This window comes from Streptomyces sp. NPDC050625 (genome assembly GCF_040654755.1).
In the GTDB taxonomy this organism is placed as follows: domain Bacteria; phylum Actinomycetota; class Actinomycetes; order Streptomycetales; family Streptomycetaceae; genus Streptomyces.
On the sequence record NZ_JBFAIQ010000043.1, the window covers coordinates 15,795 to 33,645 of the forward strand.

Genomic DNA, 17,851 nt, shown 5'->3' on the forward strand with positions numbered 1-17,851 from the left:
GCCGCCATGACCGAGGAGATAACGGCACGGCAAGTCACGGACGCATGGCAGCGGATCGAGGCGTGTCTTCGTGAGCATGCGCCCGTGACGCATGCGGCCCTGGGTCCGGGCGCGAGCGCAGAGGAGATTGCAGCGGTGGAGGCGGCGTTGGGGTTCGCCGCGCCGACGGAGCTTCGGACGCTGTGGGGGCTCGTCTCGGGCGGGAACGTCAACGGCGGCGGCTTCTGGCTCGATAACCGCTCCCTGATGCGTCTGGACGACGTCATAGAGGTGTACCGGCGCAAGATGGAGTTCCAGGCGGAGACGGAGCAGGAATACGCGACCCCTGGTGTCCCGGGTGAAGAGGACATCGTCGTATGGCAGCGGCCATGGATTCCCGTCTTCTCCTTCGGTGAGGAGGACACCGTTCTGGGCACATATCTCGACAGTGCGTCGAGGCTGATGTGGCACTGGTCGAAGTACGAGTACCTCTTGCCGGACGGCACCAAGCCGCAGCACTCCCTGGTGACCTACCTCGAAGAGATCGCGGACAGCTTGGAGACTCCGGCGCTCGCCACCGGGGGGACGCCTGGTCTGCTGGACGGCCGACTCGTGTGGCTGGACAGTTCCCTGGATGAGGACGAGCAGCGTCGGTGGCGTCCGCTGGCGTGAGCGGCCGCAACGCGAGGAAGGGGCCCACGACGGGCCCCTTCTCGCGTTTACCGGCTATCCGATCTTCTTCCAGGTGCAGGTTTTGTCCGCGCCCTGGCAGTGGGCGTAGCCGGGGAGGTTGACGAAGTATCCATCGTTGTCGAGCAGGCGCCATCTGGCGACAGGGAGTTTGCTGAACGCTTTCTCGTTCTGGGTGGAGTTGATTGCGGCCCTGCCACAGCGTTCGTTGCCCGACGGGCCGCGCGTGGCCGTACGGGTGTCGGCGAAGAGACCGAACTCGGTGTTCCCGTTGGTCATGCGGTCCGTGAAGTACTGGGCGCACTGGTCTCCGCCGGAGACCTGGTTGACCCCGCCGGGGAACCCGCCCGATTCATGGGTGGACGCCATGGCGTATTCGTCGCAGTCGGTGGCGCCGACGGAGCTGTCCGCCGTGTGTTTCTTCCACGACGTGGGACAGACGACCTTGCGGCTGTCGTCCGTTGTCCATGGGTCGCCGGCGGAGTTCTTCACCGTCGTGTCGGGACCCAGGTAGTGCAGCAGGGAATCCCAACGACGTGCGCCTGCGTGGTCGGGAAGGCGTTCCTGCATCAGCCAGTAGTACGCGCCGGCGGCTGGGTACAGGTTGGTGTCGACGGTGAACGTCGGGTGGAAGTAGGGCAGCGTGCAGCCGGGCTTGGCACCGGCAACGAGAGTGTCGCAGCGGGGGGCCAGTTCCCGCACTCGGGTGTCACCGGAGGTGCCGAAGTTGGCGGTGGCGTCATTTCCGCCGGCTCCCACCTTGGCCGTCACCTCCCAGCCGAGGTCGATCTGCTTCTTGCCGGAACCGACCCACTTCGTCAGTACCGTGCCCCACCTGCGGTCGTACTGCGAAGACGTCTGGGTCACCCAGTAGGCCGAGCCGCCGGTGTCGGTCCCGTTGTCGTCCGTCCATTTCGGCGGGGTCTGAATGCACTGGTCGTCGCAGGAACTGGCCACCTTCCAGTCCATCTTCACGTCTTCGAGCTGGGGATCGATGTAGGTGGGAGACGCTGGGTGGTCGAGCGGAGCATCGGTTGGATCATGATGTATCGCCGCCTTGCCCGCGACTACGAGACCCTCACCGCCAGCTCCGAAGCCATGATCCACATCGCCTCGGTCGACAACCTCACCAAGCGCATAACGGACGAGACCACCCCTACCTATCGAGGAACTCACTAGGGCATCAAGGGCAATCTGCCTACTTCAAACGCCCCCTAAGAGCCACTTGTTTGACTCATCCGGGCGTGCTGGCCATGGCTCAGGCCCTTCCCTTCTCACGTGATACAGCTGGCACAAAGTTATTGTTAGGAAAGCTTCCTAACTTGCCGCCCGAAACGTACGGCCCTGGAAGATGGTGTGTCAATGGTGCGGGGCCCCGTCTGTGGAAGCGTTACCAATCGGCCGACCCGGGCGGAGCCGCGATGACGCGGACAGACTCCTGAAGACCGTCCACCCGCAGTGCAGAGCAGACCGAGACAGACGCAGCGGTGGGCAACTGCGTCTGCTGCGCCTTCATTCGGGGACCTGCGGCGCTGGTCGGGGAGGCCGCAGTTCTGTGGCCTGATGCCGGGACTTGGCTGGAATTGGGCTGGGCTCACATCCTCGGCCGCCGGTCGATGTCCGAGGATCCCCACCGTCTACGCAATGTTGCGCAGACCGACCACTGGAACATTCCCGCCCCTGGCCTCTTGACCTGCTCGCTACCCGCCCTTTACGGTCCCTCCCATAGTTAGGAAAGTTTCCTTTCTTTCTCTTTGGGATTGTCAATCGCAGCCATCGCTGCATCTCACCTGGTCGGTTTCGCGCCATCCCGGGTCCCCGGCGGCCGTCTGCCATGCGGTCGCCGGAGCTCGGGATACGGCAGGACCCGTCGAATCGTCCCAGGGATCAGTGCTGCCGACGGTGGTGCACTCGCCGCCCAGACCGGGTGGGGGCCGCTGTCACAGTCTGCCGCCGCAATAGGTAGGCACAACTCGCTCGACCCTGTCTCACCCCTCGTCGGTACGGCATTGAACCCGGTGCCCACTCCCAGACGTGCTCCCCTCCAACGGGCCTGTCGCCGGCAACCCAACGTCTGGGCCAACCGGGACGACGAACGCCACGCCACCGAACGGCGCGGCGTCCGACCGACCTGGCAGACCCGGGGCCTGTACCCGGGCTTCCTCGCGGGATCGCCCCGCTCTCCACCCTCGATCAAGGAGTACTCACCCACATGAGCATGCCCCTCAGCCCGGGTCTGCACGGAGCGCAGCCCCCATCCAGCGCCCGGCGGACCTCCCGCCGCCTGCGCTCAGCCACCCTGCTGGCCACCACCGTCGCCATGGCCAGCACGGCCGTGGTCCTCGCACCACCCGCGAATGCGGTCACCAGCCAGGCTGAGGTCCGGGTCAACCAGGTCGGCTACATCGTCGGCGAGACCAAGCAGGCCTTTGTCATGGGCAAGAGCAGCAGCCTGTCGGATGCCGGCTTCAGGGTCGTCGACGGGAACGGGACCACGGTGGCCACCGGCGGCCTCAGCGCCTCCACCGGGAGCTGGAACACTGCCTACGACTCCGTCCACGCGATTGACCTGACGTCGGTCAACACCCCCGGCACGTATCATGTGGAACTGACCGGATCTGCCAGCGGCACGTCCCCCGCGTTCAAGGTCGCCACCGCCCGGAACCTCATGGATCCGCTGATCAAGGACAACATCCGCTACTTCCAGGGGCAGCGTGACGGCGCCGACGTCAACTCGTCGGTGATGAACCGTCAGCCCTCTCACCTCGCCGACCAGAGCGCCACGGTCTACGACGACCCGCAGTACCAAGAGGTGATCGACGACGAGACCGGCGAAACCTATGACATTCTCGCCGCACCCCTGACCGCCGCCAACGGCGGCCCCAGAGATGTCTCCGGCGGCTGGTTCGACGCCGGAGACTACCTCAAGTTCACTCACACCACGGCCTACTCGACCGCGGAGCTGCTGCTCGGCGAGCGGAACGTGGGGGACATCGACGGCATGTCCGCCGAGGCCCAGCACGGTGTGGACTGGCTGAACAAGATGTGGGACGGCAACAGCAAGACCCTCTACGGTCAGGTCGGCATCGGCATCGGCAACTACGAGACCATCAAGGGCGACCACGACTCGTGGCGGCTGCCCGAGGCCGACGACGCGCTCAACGTGCAGCCGGGTGAGCCGGACTACCTGGTCAAGTACAGGCCGCTGCTCCGCGCGGCGGCGCCGGGCGGGAAGATCAGCCCCAACCTGGCGGGCAAGGTGGCCGCGGCATTCGCGCTGGCCGCGCAGAACGCCTACCGGTCGGACCCCGCGAAGGCCGCAGAGTGGCTGGACAAGGCGGCAGACGTCTACAACCACGCCGACCAAAACCACACCGGGCAGCTGTTCACCGCCTACCCGAAGACCTACTACCCCGAGAAGAGCTGGTACGACGACCTGGAGTTCGCGGCGACCGAGATGGCTCTCGCGGCCCAGCAGCTCGGCGACAGCCGGGCCGGCGAGTTCAAGGGGTACGCGGCGGACTGGGCAAAGTCCTACCTGAACTCCACCGACAAGATGACCCTCGGCATCGGCGATGTCAGTGCCCTGGCGCACTACGACCTGCTCACCGTCCTCAACGGGTCCAGCGCGGGCGGCGTCAGCCCGGCGAACCTCAAGGACGACCTGCGCCGCCAGCTCGCCGCGGGCGTCTCGCGTGCCAGCAGCGACCCCTTCGGGGCGGGCTCGATCTACAACGACTTCGACGCCGTTCCGAATACATTCGGAGCCATCACCACCGCCAGGCTCTACTCCAAGGCGACGGGTGACCACAGCTACGACGCCTTCGCCACGCAGCAGCGCAGCTGGGTTCTCGGCGCCAACTCCTGGGGTACCTCGTTCATGATCGGTGCGGGCCAGGTCTTCCCGCACTGCCCGGTGCACGCGGTCGCCAACCTGGCGGGGAGCCTGGACGGCACGGGCAACATCCTGCGCGGCGCTGTGGTCAACGGACCCAACTCGACCGAAAGGCTGGCTCAGTCCTTCGCCCTGTTCGACAACACCAAGCCCTGCGAGGCGACCTCGCCGGGCAATGTCCCCTGGAGCAATTTCGACGGCCACAACGCCCAGTACGTCGACAAGGCGGGCGCCTGGCAGACCGTGGAGTCGGCCATCGACTTCACCTCGGGTGCCCTGCTGGCCTTCTCCCTGACCGCCAGCTGATCACTTCCCCGCTCCCCGGCTCCCGGGACGCCTGATCTCGGGGCTGGAGTGCCGTCGGTCTCCAAGAACCAGTTTTGGTCTTGGAGACCGACGTTGCCGTTGGGGACGGCACCGATGCCGATGCGGCCGGTGGTGCCAGGGGAGGTCCTGTGCGCTGGAGCGTGCAGGCCCACTCCCGCAAAGGCCACCGAGCGGGAAGAGGCAAGGATCGCCGCCTGGAAAGACGATCAGTGAGTGAAGGCGACCCGGAACGCGGTACTGGCCTCACGGCCAGCCCATTTCTCCGGATCGCCTCCCGAACCCGGCGTGCACTGCTAAGCGCACCGGGCTCTCGACGTCGAGTCAGGTCACGGATTCATGTACGGGTCGCTCGCCATGCGCGCGTAGGCCTTCAGCGACGACGGCGAGGAGTTGATCTGCCAGTGGCGTTCCTTGTCGACGTCGAACCAGACGACCGCCTTGATCAGCGGAAACTCAGTCTTCAGGGTCGGGACGATGCCATCGATCCATGATGCCTTGCTGCCCCCCACCTCGTCGGAGGCCATTTCACCGATGATGATGGGCTTGCCCTTCTCGGCGAGCTTGGCATAGATGTCGCGGAAGACTTCCTCGAAGCTCTGCCACTGGAAGTCCGGATCGGACGTTCCCCAGTTGTATCCGTCGACACCCGTCCAGTCGACGTATTCATCGCCTGGATAGTAGTCCATCACCGGCGGGGCGTCGGGGCTGTCGGTGACGTTCGGGCACCACGCCCAGACGACGTTCGTGGCGCCTCGCTCCACGAAGATGTCATGGATGTGGCGGTACGCGGCGACGTACTTCTCCGGATCGTGTCCGCCCCATCCTTCCTCTTCGTTCATCTCCGCCGCGAAGTCGAGGAAGAATTCCTTCCCGAGTGCCTTGGCCCCGTCGGCGCGCTCCTCGATCGTCGAGTCCAGGCTTCCGTTGATGATGTTGTCGAAGTCGACGTCGAACGGCTCCCAGTTGACCAGCGGGATGCGGCCTTCGGCGAAATCTTCGCGCGTGGCCGAGGAGCCCGCCCAGTCGTCCTCCCAGTTGTAGTAGGTGAGGTGGACAGCCGGCTTTCGTCCTATGCGGGCGTCGGTCTCGGCCATCGAGCCCGCACCGTAGTAGTGACCGAGAAGCGCTCCCTGCTCAGGAACGAGATTGTCCTCGTACAGGGCCGCTGCTGCAGCGGTGGCTCGGACCTGCCCATGACTCGTGTCCGATCCTGAGCCGGAACATGCGGTGGCGAGCGGGGTGAGAGTCATCAGCAGCACCGCTGCTGCGGCGGTCGTGACGGAGCGTCGGGATCGCGTGGGCTCGGAGGACTGCCGCAGATCAGCGGCATTCCAGCGCCAGAGTTTGCTCTTCATGCCGTCAGGGTGCCGACTAGATCGTGAGAAATTGATGAGGCGGCCTCACGACGGAGCGTGCTGCGAAAGCAAGCTGAACGAACGCTCCGTTCCCGGCGAACTGTGCCGCATCGGTGCAGGGGGTCTCTGTCTCCTCTCTCGACCAGACATCCTGATCCATCGGGATGGGGACCGTCCGGTCGTGTTCGATCAGTACTGCCTGCATCACGAACCCCTGCAACTCCTTGCGGCGCGACAAGGTGCCGGCCGGCCCAGAGGGCTGCCCTCCTCATCTGTCCGCCCGCCCGTACGCCATGTCCGATCCCGAAGATCAGCCCACCGACCGCAGGTCCAGCAACAGCCACCAGCTGTGGAAGGACCCGATGTACGCCACGACGGACACCAGGGCGATCGGCAACATCGGTGCGCCTGTCATGTCGGGCCGCTCTGGGTCAGTGGCAGCACGCACTCGTGCAGCGCCTTTCGTACGTCTCCAACCGCGTCCGCCGGCTCGTCGGCGGAGGCCGCCATGGCGAGGGCGAGTTCGGCGGCAGGCACCCTTCCCTGCTCCCGGCGACCCGACCCCCCTCACAGGTAACGCTTTGGTTGCCTGTATCGGGCTGGCCATTGACGACCGCCGGACCTGCGGTTTAGCTTCCTTCCACATCGATAGGAAACTTTCCTAACAATCACGGGAAAGCACCGATGCGGGAACTTACAGCCGAGAGGGCAGGTGCATCCGTGGCCGAAACCACACCCGGTACTCCAGGCCTGTCCAAGCCCACCGCGTCCCAGCTGCTCGCACGGCTGCAAGCTGCCGGACTTGTCGTCGCCACCGGGACAACGGAAGGGCGGCCCGGACCCAGCGCCCAGTTGTACGCGGTCGATGCACGGGCCGCTTTCGCCGCAGGGCTCGATGTCACGCCGGATCGGATCCGTGCCGCGGTGGCCGACATTACCGGGGCGACCGTCGGTGAGTTTGAGGTGCCGACCCCGAGGCGGCAGCCCGAAAGTGTCGTCGGGCAGGTCACCGAGGCGCTCGACGGGGCGGTGAAGGACGCCGGGGTAGCCCGTTCCGATGTGCACCGGCTCGTCATCGGCACGCCGGGTGCATTTGACCCGTCTACCGGGCGGCTGCGGTATGCATCCCATCTGACCGGCTGGCATTCCCCCGACCTCCTCGACGCGCTCGCCGCCGTGCTGCCGATGCCCGTCGAGTACGAGAACGACGTCAACCTGGTCGCCGTCGCGGAGCAGCGCCTGGGCGCCGCCCACGGTCATGAGAACTTCGTACTGCTCTGGAACGAGGAGGGTCTCGGCGCCGCGCTCATCATCGGTGGCCAACTGCACCGCGGATTCACCGGTGGTGCCGGTGAGGTCGGCTTCCTGCCAGTGCCCGGCGCCCCGCTGGTGCGCCAGGTGACCAGGACGAACAGCGGTGGCTTCCAGGAGCTGGCCGGCGCCCAGGCATTGCCCCGACTGGCCCGGGAGCTCGGCATCGAGGACCTGGGGCACGGACCGTCCGCCGAAGTCGCCACCGAGTTGGTTGCCCGGGCAGCCGCCGCGGACGAGGGGGCGTACCGCACGCTCCTCGACGCGTACGCGACCGGGCTCGCCACTGGTCTCGCCTCCATTGTCTCCGTACTCGACCCCGAACTCGTCGTCCTGGCCGGCGCCGTGATCGCCGCCGGCGGGGAGCCGCTGCGCGCTCGCGTGCTCGCAGAACTCACCGAACTGGCCCCGACCCGGCCCCGTGTCGTTCTCGGATCCGTAGGAGAAAGCCCAGTCCTGCGTGGCGCGTTGGAGACCGCTTTGGCCACCACGCGCGACGAAGTCTTCGACACCTCCCGCTGAACCACCCGGCAGCCGCCACCAATCCGTTACAGAGAGGCAACCCGTTATGCCCATACGCACTCGAAAGTCAGCCGCCGCGCTCGCGGCGACCGCCGCCATGATCCTGTTTGCCTCGGCCTGTACGGGCTCGAGCGGCTCCGCGGCCAATGACGATCCGAACGCGCAGACCACCATCACCTTCTGGCACGGCTGGAGCGCTCCCAGCGAGGTCAAGGCGATCCAGGAGAACGTCACCCGCTTCGAGAAGCAGCACCCCAACATCAAGGTCAAGCTCGTCGGCAATATGACCGACGACAAGATCAACCAGGCGCTGCGCGCGGGCGGTTCGAACGCCCCAGACATCGTCTCATCGTTCAACGCCGACGGCGTGGGCAAGTTCTGCAGCTCCGGCGCCCTGGTCGACCTCACACCCTTCCTCAAGAAGTCGAAGATCGCCCCGGCCAAGGTCTTCCACAAGTCGCTGCTCGAGTACACGCAGTTCGGCGGCAGCCAGTGCTCGCTGCCGCTGCTCAACGACGCGTACGGCCTCTACTACAACAAGGACGCCTTCAAGGCCGCGGGGATCACCGCGCCGCCCAAGACCTGGAGCGAGTTCGCGAAAGACGCCCAGAAACTGACCAAGACCAAGGGCGACTCCTACGAACAGCTCGGCTTCATGCCGGACTACCACGGCTACGAGTCATCCCCCATGTACTACGTCGCCCAGTGGAGCCCCAGGTACTTCGACGCCGACGGCAAGTCAAACATCGCCAAGGACCCGGCCTTCGCGAAGATGATGACCTTCCAGAAGAGCCTCGTCGAGAAGCTCGGCGGCTACACCAAGCTGGAGAAGTACCGCAACACCTTCGGTGACGAATGGGGCGCCAAACACCCCTTCCACACCGGCCAGGTCGCCATGCAGTTCGATGGCGAGTGGCGCCTTGGCATGGCCAAGGACGCGGGCGTGAAGTTCAAGATCGGTACGGCTCCGATGCCCGTCCCCGACGACCAGGTGGCCGACTACGGCAAGGGCTCCCTCTCCGGCACGATCATAGGCATCGCCTCCACCAGCAAGAAGCAGAACGCCGCCTGGGAGCTGGTGAAGTACATGACCACAGATACCGACGCGGTGGTCTCTTTTGCCAACGCCATCCACAATGTGCCCTCCACGATCGGGGCACTGAAGTCGCCCAGGCTCGAGATCGACCCGGCGTACAAGATCTTCATTGACATCGCGCAGCACCCGAAGTCCAACGCCACGCCTGCCAACCTCGACGGCGGCGCGTTCCAGTTGACCTTGCAGGACTTCGCCTACCGGTACGAGGCCGGTAAGGAGAAGGACCTGCAGGCCGGTCTGGAGAAGACCGCCGCGCAGATCGACACCGACATCGCGAAGCAGAAGTAGAAACAGAGAGCGGACCCATGAGTACGCACACACTTCGGTCGAAGCGCCGGGCATCGGCGCTTCGCAACGCAGCCTTCATGTCGCCCTGGTTGATCGGCTTCGGCGTCTTCTTCGCTTACCCGCTGGTCTCGACCGTGTACTTCTCGTTCATGAAGTACGACGGCTTCCGGCCCCCCGTCTTCGACGGCCTGGACAACTGGACGTACGTCTTCAGCGACTACCCCATGTTCTGGCCCGCCCTGCGCAACACGTTGTGGCTGGTGCTGGTGATGGTCACCTGCCGAGTGGCCTTCGGCCTCGGGATCGGGCTGCTCATCACCAAGATCAAGACAGGGGCGGGAATCTTCCGGACCCTGTTCTACCTGCCGTACCTGGCTCCGCCAGTGGCGGCGACGCTTGCCTTCGTCTTCCTGCTCAACCCCGGTACGGGGCCGGTCAATTCGATCCTCGAAGCCATCGGGCTGCCGACGCCCGGCTGGTTCACCGACCCCACGTGGTCCAAGCCGGCCCTGACCGCGCTCGCACTGTGGGGCATCGGAGACCTGATGGTGATCTTCATGGCCGCGCTGCTCGACGTCCCGAAGGAGCAGTACGAGGCGGCGGAGCTGGACGGCGCATCGGCCTGGCAGCGCTTCCGGTTCGTCACCCTGCCCTGCATCTCGCCCATCGTGATGTTCGCCGTGGTCACAGGAGTGATCCAGACCATGCAGTACTACACGCAGCCACTGGTGGCTGGAAAGGTCGCCTCCGGGGTCATCGGCGGCAGCGGGGTGCAGTTCGAGCCCGGCTACCCCGAGCAGTCCACGCTCACGCTGCCGCAGCTCGTATACAACCTCGGCTTCCAGCGCTTCGACTACGGCGCCGCGTCCGTCATCGCGCTCGTCCTGTTCGTGTTCTCGATGGTCTTCACCGCATTCCTGATGCGGCGACGCGGCGGCCTCGTACAGGAAGGTGACTGAGCCATGACGCAGATACTCGACAAGCCCGCACCCGCGATTGCGGTCCTCGCCGGCACCAGGCGCACCGAGCGCCGTAAGGCTCTGCTGCACTGGATCGGCGTGCACTCGCTGGGCGTTGCCGCAGCCCTCTTCTTCGTGCTGCCGTTCGTCTTTGTCGTCCTCACCTCACTGATGAGCGGACAGCAGGCCCTCACCCGCGATCTGGTTCCCGACACCTGGCAGTGGGACAACTACAGCCGCGTGCTGGACACTCCCGGCTTTCTGACCTGGTGGAAGAACAGCCTGCTGTACGCCGGACTCGGGACCGTCCTGACCGTGGTGTCCTCCATCCCGGTGGCCTACGCACTCGCCAAGTTCCGCTTCCGCGGGCGACGCCTCGCACTCATGCTCGTCATCTCGATGATGATGCTGCCGCCCCAGGTAGTCGTCATACCGATGTACCTGTTCTGGGCGAAGCAGTTCGACCTGGCCGGCACGCTGTGGCCGCTGATCATCCCGATGGCGTTCGGCGACGCGTTCACGATCTTCCTGCTGCGGCAGTTCCTGCTCACCATTCCCAATGAGTATCTGGACGCCGCGAAGGTCGACGGCTGCAGTGAGGTGCGCACACTGCTCAGAGTCGTCCTGCCGATGGCCAAGCCGGGCATCGCTGCCGTAGCGCTGTTCCAGTTCTTCTATGCCTGGAACGACTACTTCGGCCCGCAGATCTACGCCTCGGAGAACCCGGCGGCCTGGACCCTGAGCTACGGCCTGGAGTCGTTCAAGGGCGCGCACCACACCGACTGGAATCTGACCATGGCCGCGACCGTGCTGGTCATGGCCCCCGTAATCCTTGTCTTCTTCTTCGCTCAGAAGGCGTTCGTCGAGGGCGTCACACTGACCGGAGTGAAGGGCTGAAATTTCATGAAGCTCGCAGTCGTGGGTGGCGGATCCACCTATACCCCAGAGTTGATCGACGGCTTCGCCCGGCTGAGGGACACCCTCCCGATCACTGAACTCGTGCTCATCGACCCCGCGTCCGACCGCCTGGAGCTCGTCGGCGGGCTGGCCCGGCGGATCTTCGCCAAGCAGGGCCACGGCGGGAAGATCGTCACCACCTCCGATGTGGAGGCCGGCGTCGCGGACGCCGACGCGGTGCTGCTCCAGCTGCGCGTGGGCGGGCAGACCGCCCGCAACCAGGACGAAACCTGGCCGCTGGAGTGCGGCTGCATCGGCCAGGAGACAACGGGCGCGGGGGGCCTTGCCAAGGCGCTGCGCACCGTTCCGGTCGTACTCGACATCGCCGAGCGGGTACGGCGCAGCAACCCCGACGCCTGGATCATCGACTTCACCAACCCGGTAGGCATCGTCACCAGGTCGCTGCTGCAGGCCGGGCACAAGGCCGTCGGGCTGTGCAATGTCGCCATCGGCTTCCAGCGCAAGTTCGCGAAGCTCCTCGACGTCGCCCCGGCCGAGGTGCACCTGGACCATGTGGGTCTCAACCACCTGACATGGGAGACGGGTGTGCGGCTTGGCGGCCCCGAGGGCGTGGACGCGCTGCCGAGGCTGCTGGCTGGGCACGCCGACGCGATCGCGAAGGATCTGCGGCTGCCGCGCGAAGTCCTGGATCCGCTCGGTGTGGTGCCCTCGTACTACCTGCGCTACTTCTATGCCCATGACGAGGTCGTGCAGGAGCTGAAGGGGAAGCCTTCGCGGGCAGCCGAGGTCGCTGAGATGGAGAAGCAACTGCTGCAGATGTACGGCGATCCGGAGCTCGACGCGAAGCCGGAGCTCCTCGCCGGTCGCGGCGGAGCCTTCTACTCGGAGGCTGCCGTGGATCTGGCGGCCTCACTCCTGGGCAGTGGCGGCAGCCCGTACCAGGTGGTGAACACGGCCAACAACGGCACCCTGCCGTTCCTCCCCGACGACGCGGTGATCGAGGTGCAGGCAGCCATCGGAGCTCACGGCCCGACGCCGCTGGCCGTGCCGCGGGTCGACCCGCTGTTCGCGGGGCTGATGGCCCAGGTCACGGCGTACGAGGAGCTGGCACTCGAGGCTGCACTGTGTGGCGGACGCAACCGTGTCTTCAAGGCTCTGCTGGCACATCCGCTCATCGGCCAGTACGAGTACGCGAACGAGCTCACCGACAAGCTGATCGCACACAACCAGGAGCATCTCGCGTGGCTGTGAACCCTTCGGCCTCCGCGGTCGCCCCGGTCGTGTCCGACACACCGGTCGAATCTGCTGCCCGGACAGCTTCGGTCCTTGCCATCGACGCGGGTAACAGCAAGACCGATGTGGCCATCATCGCCGGCGACGGCTCCGTACTCGCGGACGCCCGCGGACCCGGCTTCCAGCCGCCCGCAGTCGGCGTTGCGGCGGCATTCGACATGCTGGCCTCGACTGTCGACGAGGCCCTGGCGAAGGGGCGGGCCCAGGGTGCGGTCATCGATGGCGTCGACCATGTGTCGGCCTGTCTCGCCAACGCCGATCTCCCCGTGGAGGAGCGGGAGCTGACGGCAGCTCTGCACGCGCGCGGGTGGGGCCGTACGGCGGAGGTACGCAACGACACTTTCGCAATTCTGCGGGCAGGTATCGACGAACCGCGGGGCGTGGCCGTGGTGTGCGGCGCCGGCATGAACTGCGTAGGCCTGCTGCCGGACGGCCGCACCGCCCGCTTCCCGGCGATCGGGAAGATCTCCGGGGACTGGGGAGGCGGTGCGGGGCTCGCGGAGGAAGCGCTGTGGTTCGCGGCGCGCGCGGAGGACGGCCGAGGTGCACCGACAGAGCTTGCTCGCACACTTCCCGCCCACTTCGGCCTGAACTCCGTGTACGCCCTGATCGAGGCCCTGCACCTGGGGCACATCGCCTCGGCACGCAAGCACGAGTTGACTCCGGTCCTCTTCGCGACCAGTGCACAGGGCGATCACGTGGCCCGCTCGCTCATCCTGCGACTGGCCAAGGAGGTCGTCGCGATGTCCACAGTGGCCCTGGCCAAGCTTGGTCTGCTCCAAGAGGAGGCCCCGGTGCTGCTGGGCGGCAGCGTGCTCGCGGCCAGGCATCGTGCCCTGGACGAGCACATCACCAGGTTGCTCGCCAAGAAGGCGCCCAACGCGGTCATCGAGGTGGTGACCGCACCGCCGGTGCTGGGGGCCGGGCTGCTGGGGCTCGATCATGTCGGGGCGTCGGCCGAGGCGCGCGCCACACTACGCGCCCACTACACCCGGCCACGGGGCTGAAGAACGGGATGTGTCGCCGTCCTCCACCGCCGTCCGTGGATGGAGGGAGGCCGTTTTGACAGTGGACCGGGCAGGCCGCGGGGGACTTCACCTCTCGACCCAAGGCGCCGCCCGCGTCCGAGGACGGGCCGCGGCGGTCGCGGCACCGGCAAGGATGCCGGGAGCCGGACCACGCGGACCATGCACAAGTTACGCACCATGGAGGAACCCCGCATGTCCGAACAGCCAGGCCGGATCATGGCCTGTGAGATCGCAGAGCAGCCCGCAGTACTGTGGCACCTTCTGGAGAAGGGGGCGCCGAGAATCCGCGAGGTGGCGACAGCGATCGCGGCCCGGCGGCCCCGGTTCGTGCTGCTGACGGCGCGCGGCACGTCGGACAACGCCGCGCTCTACGCCAAGTACCTGATGGAGATCGAGCTCGGTCTGCCGTGCGGACTGACCTCCATGTCCACAACGACGGCGTACGAGGCGCGGCCCGACCTGACGGACGTACTCGTCATCACGGTCAGCCAGTCCGGCGGCTCGCCCGACCTGGTGGCCTCCACCAAGGCGGCGCGAGAGGCGGGTGCAGTGACGCTGGCGGTCACGAACAACCCGGCTTCACCGCTGGCCGCGGTCTCCGAATTCCACATCGACGTCCTCGCAGGAGCCGAGAAGGCGCTGCCCGCGACGAAGACGTACACCGCGTCCCTGCTGTCCCTCTACCTCTTTGTCCAGGGCATGCGCGGCAACGACGGGGCGGCGGCCAAGGTCCTGCCCGACCTGACGGCCGATATCCTCTCCCGCCGGGACGAGGTACGGCAGCTGGCCTCGCGTTACCGCTTCGCCGAGCGGATGGTGATCACGTCGAGGGGTTACGGCTATTCCTCGGCGAAGGAGGCAGCGCTGAAGCTGATGGAGACGAGCTACATCCCGGCCCTGTCCTACTCGGGCGCCGACTTGCTGCACGGTCCGCTGGCGATGGTGGACAACCACAGCCCGGTCATCGCGGTGGTCGCGGACGGCAAGGGCGGCGAAGCGCTCCAGCCGGTCCTCGACCGCCTCCTCGACCGCGGCGCGGACCTGGTGGTCGTGGGGCCCCGGTCCCAGGTCGAGGCGGCCTCTGCGGGCTTCGTCCTGCCGACGGCTGGAGTCCCGGAGGAACTCCAGCCGGTTCTGGAGATTCTGCCCCTGCAAATCCTGGCGTACGAGGTGACGATTGCGCGCGGGCAGGACCCGGACGCGCCGAGGGCCCTGGCCAAAATAACGGAAACACACTGACCTCCGGGTCACGCTTGGGCGACGGCCTCATCCGACCGCGCCAGTATTGCGACCTACTTGAGATGAAACAGTCCTACGGGCTGTGGCCTCGTTGTCGACCGAGGAGGGCTTGGCGCTGTCTGCGGCGGCGGGTTGACCAGTGCCAGAGGCGGCCCGGCGGGTGTCGGCAACGGCGATGAGCACGTCGAGTGCGGCCTCGGCTGGAGCGTAGGTGATGCAGCGGGCGATCCCACCGCTTGCCACCCGCCCCAGACCATGCACCTCGGCCACCAGCCCTGTATCCCGCCGGTGGGCGATGCGTTCACGACCGGGGTGGTGGCAGGAGCCTGCCCGGCGACGGCCGTGCCCGGCGGCCGGACCGCGGGGGGGACAGCAGCCAACGCTCAACTCGAGGACGAAGTCCCCGCGTTGGGTGTGGTGGGCCGCACAGCTGGCCGATGGCGTCCGTGGCGTCGAAGTCCGCGCCGTACCATATGCCAGTCAGGACAGTCGGCGAACAGTGCTGCGACTGACGCCCGACGGCGAGGCGCTGCGGGACCGGTTGGCCCGTGAACAGCGCGAGGTTTTCGAGCAGCCCATGACTGGCCGACGCCGGGCATGGGCGCCGTCCGACCCGCGAAGTCACGCACTGTCATCAATGGTGGCGGTCGACAGACGGTCGGGCCGGCGCTCGGCACCGCCCGCGCCGTATTCGCCCGGGCAACCGCTCTGCGGGCGGCATGGGCGCGATACTGAGGCATGTCGGTGAGCAGCGCGCTACGGATGAGGTCGCAGGAGAAGGCGTACGAGGCCGGTAGTGACAGGTCCTCGACCGGCAACCAGGTCATCACTCCGACGCTGGCGGCTTCGTCCAGCGCTCGCAGCACGACCGTGAGGGACAGCTCGCAGGCACGGGCCAGAAAGGCTGCCTCGACCGGGCTGGACAGGACCGCCGCCGCATCCACAACACGCTGTGCATCGGGTGCCAGCGTCGCCATCCGGGCGCGGACCTCGCATCGGACCACGTGGGGCACGCGTATCGGGGTGTCGGCGGACAGGCCGGCCGGGCCTCTGAGGAGTTCGGTGAGGTAGAAGGCGTTGCCCCCGGTCAGCGCGTGAAGCCGGGCCGCCGCGGCGGACAGCGGGCCGGGCGCGCCAGGCAGGCCTGGCCCGCCCTGGGGGCACGCACGCTCCGCGCCCGGGCCGTCCTGCGAATCGGGCCCGCCCGCACCTGCGGTGTCGCCTGCGGTCTGTGAATACCCGGTCCCACGCGGGCCTTGAGCCCGCAACAAGTCTTCGACCGCGACGACGTCGAGTGGTCCCACCTCGATGAGCCGGGCTCCGCACCGGGCCAGTCGTGCCTGGAACTCGGCGACCGCGGGGTCACGGCCTTCCGCGACCGCGCACACCACCATGAGGCGGGGCGCCTGCAGCACGTCCGCGTAGGCCGCCAGCGCCTCTCGGTCCTCGGGTGGCGCACCCTGCACGTCGTCGACGAGGCACAGCACGGGCTCCGCGTGCCGGGCGCTGCGCGGTACGGCCCGCGATTCCTCCAGTACACGCAGCGCCGCGCCGCCCTGCCTCGGTCCGGTACCCGGCCTTGCATGCTTGGGATACCGGTCGTGGACCACGAACGCCCCCGAGCCACAGGCGATCCGGCCGAACTCGCGCAGCAGTCGCGACTTCCCGGTCCCAGCGGCGCCATGCAGTACGGCCCACACGGTACGGCCGGACCCGGCCCGGGCGAGCAGCTCCTCCAAGGTGGCGAGTTGGCGGCCCCGGCCGGTCAGGGGTGACCTCGGCGCCGGGGCAACGGACCTCTCGACGGAACGCACGCCGATGCCGGGCGCGATGGCAGCCGGCTCCTGGCGCAGCAGCGCCAGGTGAGCCCGGCGCAACGGTGGCCCGGGATCGGTGCCCAGGGTGTCCGCGAGTGTGCGGCGCACCTCCTCGTACCGCTGCAGCGCCTCTGCGATACGGCCGGCCGCGTGCAGGGCATGCAGCAGCGTCACCCAGGACGTTTCGCGCAGCGGATTTTCATCGACCAGTTCCTCGGAAGCCGCCACTGCCTGCTCGACCCGTCCTTCTCCGAGCAGCAGCCGGGCCCGCAGGTGCCTCGCTGACCAGTGCAGTTCAGTCAGCCGGTCGGTTTCCTGCCGGGCGAAGAGATAGGCCTGCGCATCGGCGTAGGGCTGTCCCCGCCACAGCTCCAGGGCCTGTTCGAGCGTCTGGCGGGCGCGGTCGGTGTGGCCCTCCTCGGCCAGGCGGTGACCGTGCTTGATGGCGTTCTCGAACGCGACGGTGTCCCGGCGGTCGGGAGGAACCCGCAGGACGTATCCGGTGGAGGTATTGATTAGGAGGGAGGACGTCCGCCCCGCAGAAGACTCCTCCAGCGCGGATCGTAGTCGGCTGATGTGCGCGTGCACCGAAGAGGCTGCCGAAGAGGGCGGGTTGCCGTGCCACAGATCCTCGCAGATGCGCCCCACACTCACCGGACGACAGTCCTCCGCGAGCAACCGCAGTAGCAGGGCGCGGCGCTGCGGCGGGCCGAGATCGCGGTGCCCGCGGACACCGCACACCTCCAGAGGCCCGAGCACACCGAAGAACGGGGTGTGCGAAAGCGTCTCGGCCCGCGCCGGCCCGCCCCACACCGTGTCACTGCCGCTCATCGTTCTCCCCCTCGGTCGTCGACGGCGTACGGTCGCACCGGGCTCCGCCCGCCGGCGGTGACCTCGAAGTCATGGCGTTGCAGGACGCGGGCGCAGATCGGTCCCGCTGGGCCGGCACCGATAGCGGCGATGCGAGGGGTGTGCGTGCTGGTCACTGGTCACTCCTGTTTCGGTGGTGCGTGGTACGGCCTGACGACGCGCTGGTGGAGCAATCCCGCAGCAATTCATGGCGCAGCCCTGCCGCGGGGACGGACGCGGTGGAGCGGCGTACTCCCAAATCAGCCCCGGATGCGCGCTGCGGTA

Annotated in this window: 13 protein-coding genes and 1 pseudogene; 10 read left to right on the forward strand and 4 right to left on the reverse strand. The window is 67.2% G+C overall.

Annotation, left to right across the window (positions count from 1 at the left end; all coding sequences use genetic code 11):
- Window positions 1-6: 6 nt before the first annotated feature.
- The gene (locus AB0I54_RS43250) at window positions 7-651 is read left to right on the forward strand and encodes an SMI1/KNR4 family protein (protein WP_363301869.1); all 645 of its coding nucleotides are present in this window, start codon (window positions 7-9) and stop codon (window positions 649-651) included.
- 54 nt (window positions 652-705) lie between these two features.
- Here AB0I54_RS43250 and AB0I54_RS43255 read toward each other — a convergent pair whose 3' ends face one another.
- Window positions 706-1,638, reverse strand: coding sequence for a hypothetical protein (locus tag AB0I54_RS43255; RefSeq protein ID WP_363301892.1), 933 nt, complete (start codon window positions 1,636-1,638; stop codon window positions 706-708).
- A 36-nt stretch (window positions 1,639-1,674) separates the two neighbouring features.
- On the opposite strand from AB0I54_RS43255, the pseudogene AB0I54_RS43260 reads away from it, so the two are divergent.
- Both AB0I54_RS43260 and AB0I54_RS43265 read left to right on the forward strand, forming a co-directional pair.
- Window positions 1,675-1,848: pseudogene (locus tag AB0I54_RS43260) on the forward strand (transposase); the annotation flags it as partial.
- A 1,033-nt stretch (window positions 1,849-2,881) separates the two neighbouring features.
- Window positions 2,882-4,870 (forward strand): glycoside hydrolase family 9 protein, encoded by a 1,989-nt coding sequence (locus AB0I54_RS43265; RefSeq protein ID WP_363301871.1) that lies wholly within the window; start codon window positions 2,882-2,884, stop codon window positions 4,868-4,870.
- A gap of 347 nt (window positions 4,871-5,217) precedes the next feature.
- On the opposite strand, the gene AB0I54_RS43270 is transcribed toward AB0I54_RS43265, so the two are convergent.
- On the reverse strand, window positions 5,218-6,246 hold the full coding sequence (locus AB0I54_RS43270; protein ID WP_363301872.1) for a glycosyl hydrolase: 1,029 nt from the start codon (window positions 6,244-6,246) through the stop codon (window positions 5,218-5,220).
- A gap of 411 nt (window positions 6,247-6,657) precedes the next feature.
- Entirely contained in the window at window positions 6,658-6,783 is a 126-nt protein-coding gene (locus tag AB0I54_RS43275) for a hypothetical protein (RefSeq protein ID WP_363301873.1), read from the reverse strand.
- A gap of 183 nt (window positions 6,784-6,966) precedes the next feature.
- Between AB0I54_RS43275 and AB0I54_RS43280 the strand changes: the two genes are divergently transcribed.
- The 7 genes from AB0I54_RS43280 (at window position 6,967) to AB0I54_RS43310 (ending at window position 14,900) form a co-directional block, all read left to right on the forward strand.
- Complete coding sequence (locus AB0I54_RS43280) at window positions 6,967-8,079, forward strand: ROK family protein (RefSeq protein WP_363301874.1); 1,113 nt, start codon at window positions 6,967-6,969, stop codon at window positions 8,077-8,079.
- Between the two features lie 46 nt (window positions 8,080-8,125).
- On the forward strand, window positions 8,126-9,463 hold the full coding sequence (locus AB0I54_RS43285; protein WP_363301875.1) for an ABC transporter substrate-binding protein: 1,338 nt from the start codon (window positions 8,126-8,128) through the stop codon (window positions 9,461-9,463).
- Window positions 9,464-9,480: 17 nt separating this feature from the next.
- Entirely contained in the window at window positions 9,481-10,422 is a 942-nt protein-coding gene (locus AB0I54_RS43290; RefSeq protein ID WP_363301876.1) for a sugar ABC transporter permease, read from the forward strand.
- Between the two features lie 3 nt (window positions 10,423-10,425).
- A complete protein-coding gene (locus AB0I54_RS43295; protein WP_363301877.1) occupies window positions 10,426-11,319 on the forward strand; it encodes a carbohydrate ABC transporter permease in 894 nt (297 codons plus the stop codon).
- 6 nt (window positions 11,320-11,325) lie between these two features.
- Window positions 11,326-12,591 carry a 6-phospho-beta-glucosidase gene (locus tag AB0I54_RS43300; RefSeq protein WP_363301878.1) on the forward strand — a complete coding sequence of 422 codons (1,266 nt, stop codon included), beginning with the start codon at window positions 11,326-11,328 and terminating at the stop codon, window positions 12,589-12,591.
- 29 nt (window positions 12,592-12,620) lie between these two features.
- Window positions 12,621-13,640, forward strand: a complete 1,020-nt coding sequence (locus AB0I54_RS43305) for a BadF/BadG/BcrA/BcrD ATPase family protein (protein WP_363301890.1) — start codon at window positions 12,621-12,623, stop codon at window positions 13,638-13,640.
- A 213-nt stretch (window positions 13,641-13,853) separates the two neighbouring features.
- Window positions 13,854-14,900 carry an SIS domain-containing protein gene (locus AB0I54_RS43310; RefSeq protein WP_363301879.1) on the forward strand — a complete coding sequence of 349 codons (1,047 nt, stop codon included), beginning with the start codon at window positions 13,854-13,856 and terminating at the stop codon, window positions 14,898-14,900.
- Between the two features lie 383 nt (window positions 14,901-15,283).
- Here the strand turns inward: AB0I54_RS43310 and AB0I54_RS43315 are convergent, their stop codons facing one another.
- Window positions 15,284-17,548, reverse strand: coding sequence for a BTAD domain-containing putative transcriptional regulator (locus tag AB0I54_RS43315; protein ID WP_363301880.1), 2,265 nt, complete (start codon window positions 17,546-17,548; stop codon window positions 15,284-15,286).
- Between the last annotated feature and the right edge of the window lie 303 nt (window positions 17,549-17,851).

Excerpts from the sequence above, each read along its gene's own strand:
- AB0I54_RS43250 (WP_363301869.1), top strand. The coding sequence starts at position 7 with ATGACCGAGGAGATAACGGCACGGCAAGTCACGGACGCATGGCAGCGG.
- AB0I54_RS43255 (WP_363301892.1), bottom strand. The coding sequence starts at position 1,638 with ATGGACTGGAAGGTGGCCAGTTCCTGCGACGACCAGTGCATTCAGACC.
- AB0I54_RS43265 (WP_363301871.1), top strand. The coding sequence starts at position 2,882 with ATGAGCATGCCCCTCAGCCCGGGTCTGCACGGAGCGCAGCCCCCATCC.
- AB0I54_RS43270 (WP_363301872.1), bottom strand. The coding sequence starts at position 6,246 with ATGAAGAGCAAACTCTGGCGCTGGAATGCCGCTGATCTGCGGCAGTCC.
- AB0I54_RS43285 (WP_363301875.1), top strand. The coding sequence starts at position 8,126 with ATGCCCATACGCACTCGAAAGTCAGCCGCCGCGCTCGCGGCGACCGCC.
- AB0I54_RS43290 (WP_363301876.1), top strand. The coding sequence starts at position 9,481 with ATGAGTACGCACACACTTCGGTCGAAGCGCCGGGCATCGGCGCTTCGC.
- AB0I54_RS43295 (WP_363301877.1), top strand. The coding sequence starts at position 10,426 with ATGACGCAGATACTCGACAAGCCCGCACCCGCGATTGCGGTCCTCGCC.
- AB0I54_RS43300 (WP_363301878.1), top strand. The coding sequence starts at position 11,326 with ATGAAGCTCGCAGTCGTGGGTGGCGGATCCACCTATACCCCAGAGTTG.
- AB0I54_RS43310 (WP_363301879.1), top strand. The coding sequence starts at position 13,854 with ATGTCCGAACAGCCAGGCCGGATCATGGCCTGTGAGATCGCAGAGCAG.
- AB0I54_RS43315 (WP_363301880.1), bottom strand. The coding sequence starts at position 17,548 with ATGAGCGGCAGTGACACGGTGTGGGGCGGGCCGGCGCGGGCCGAGACG.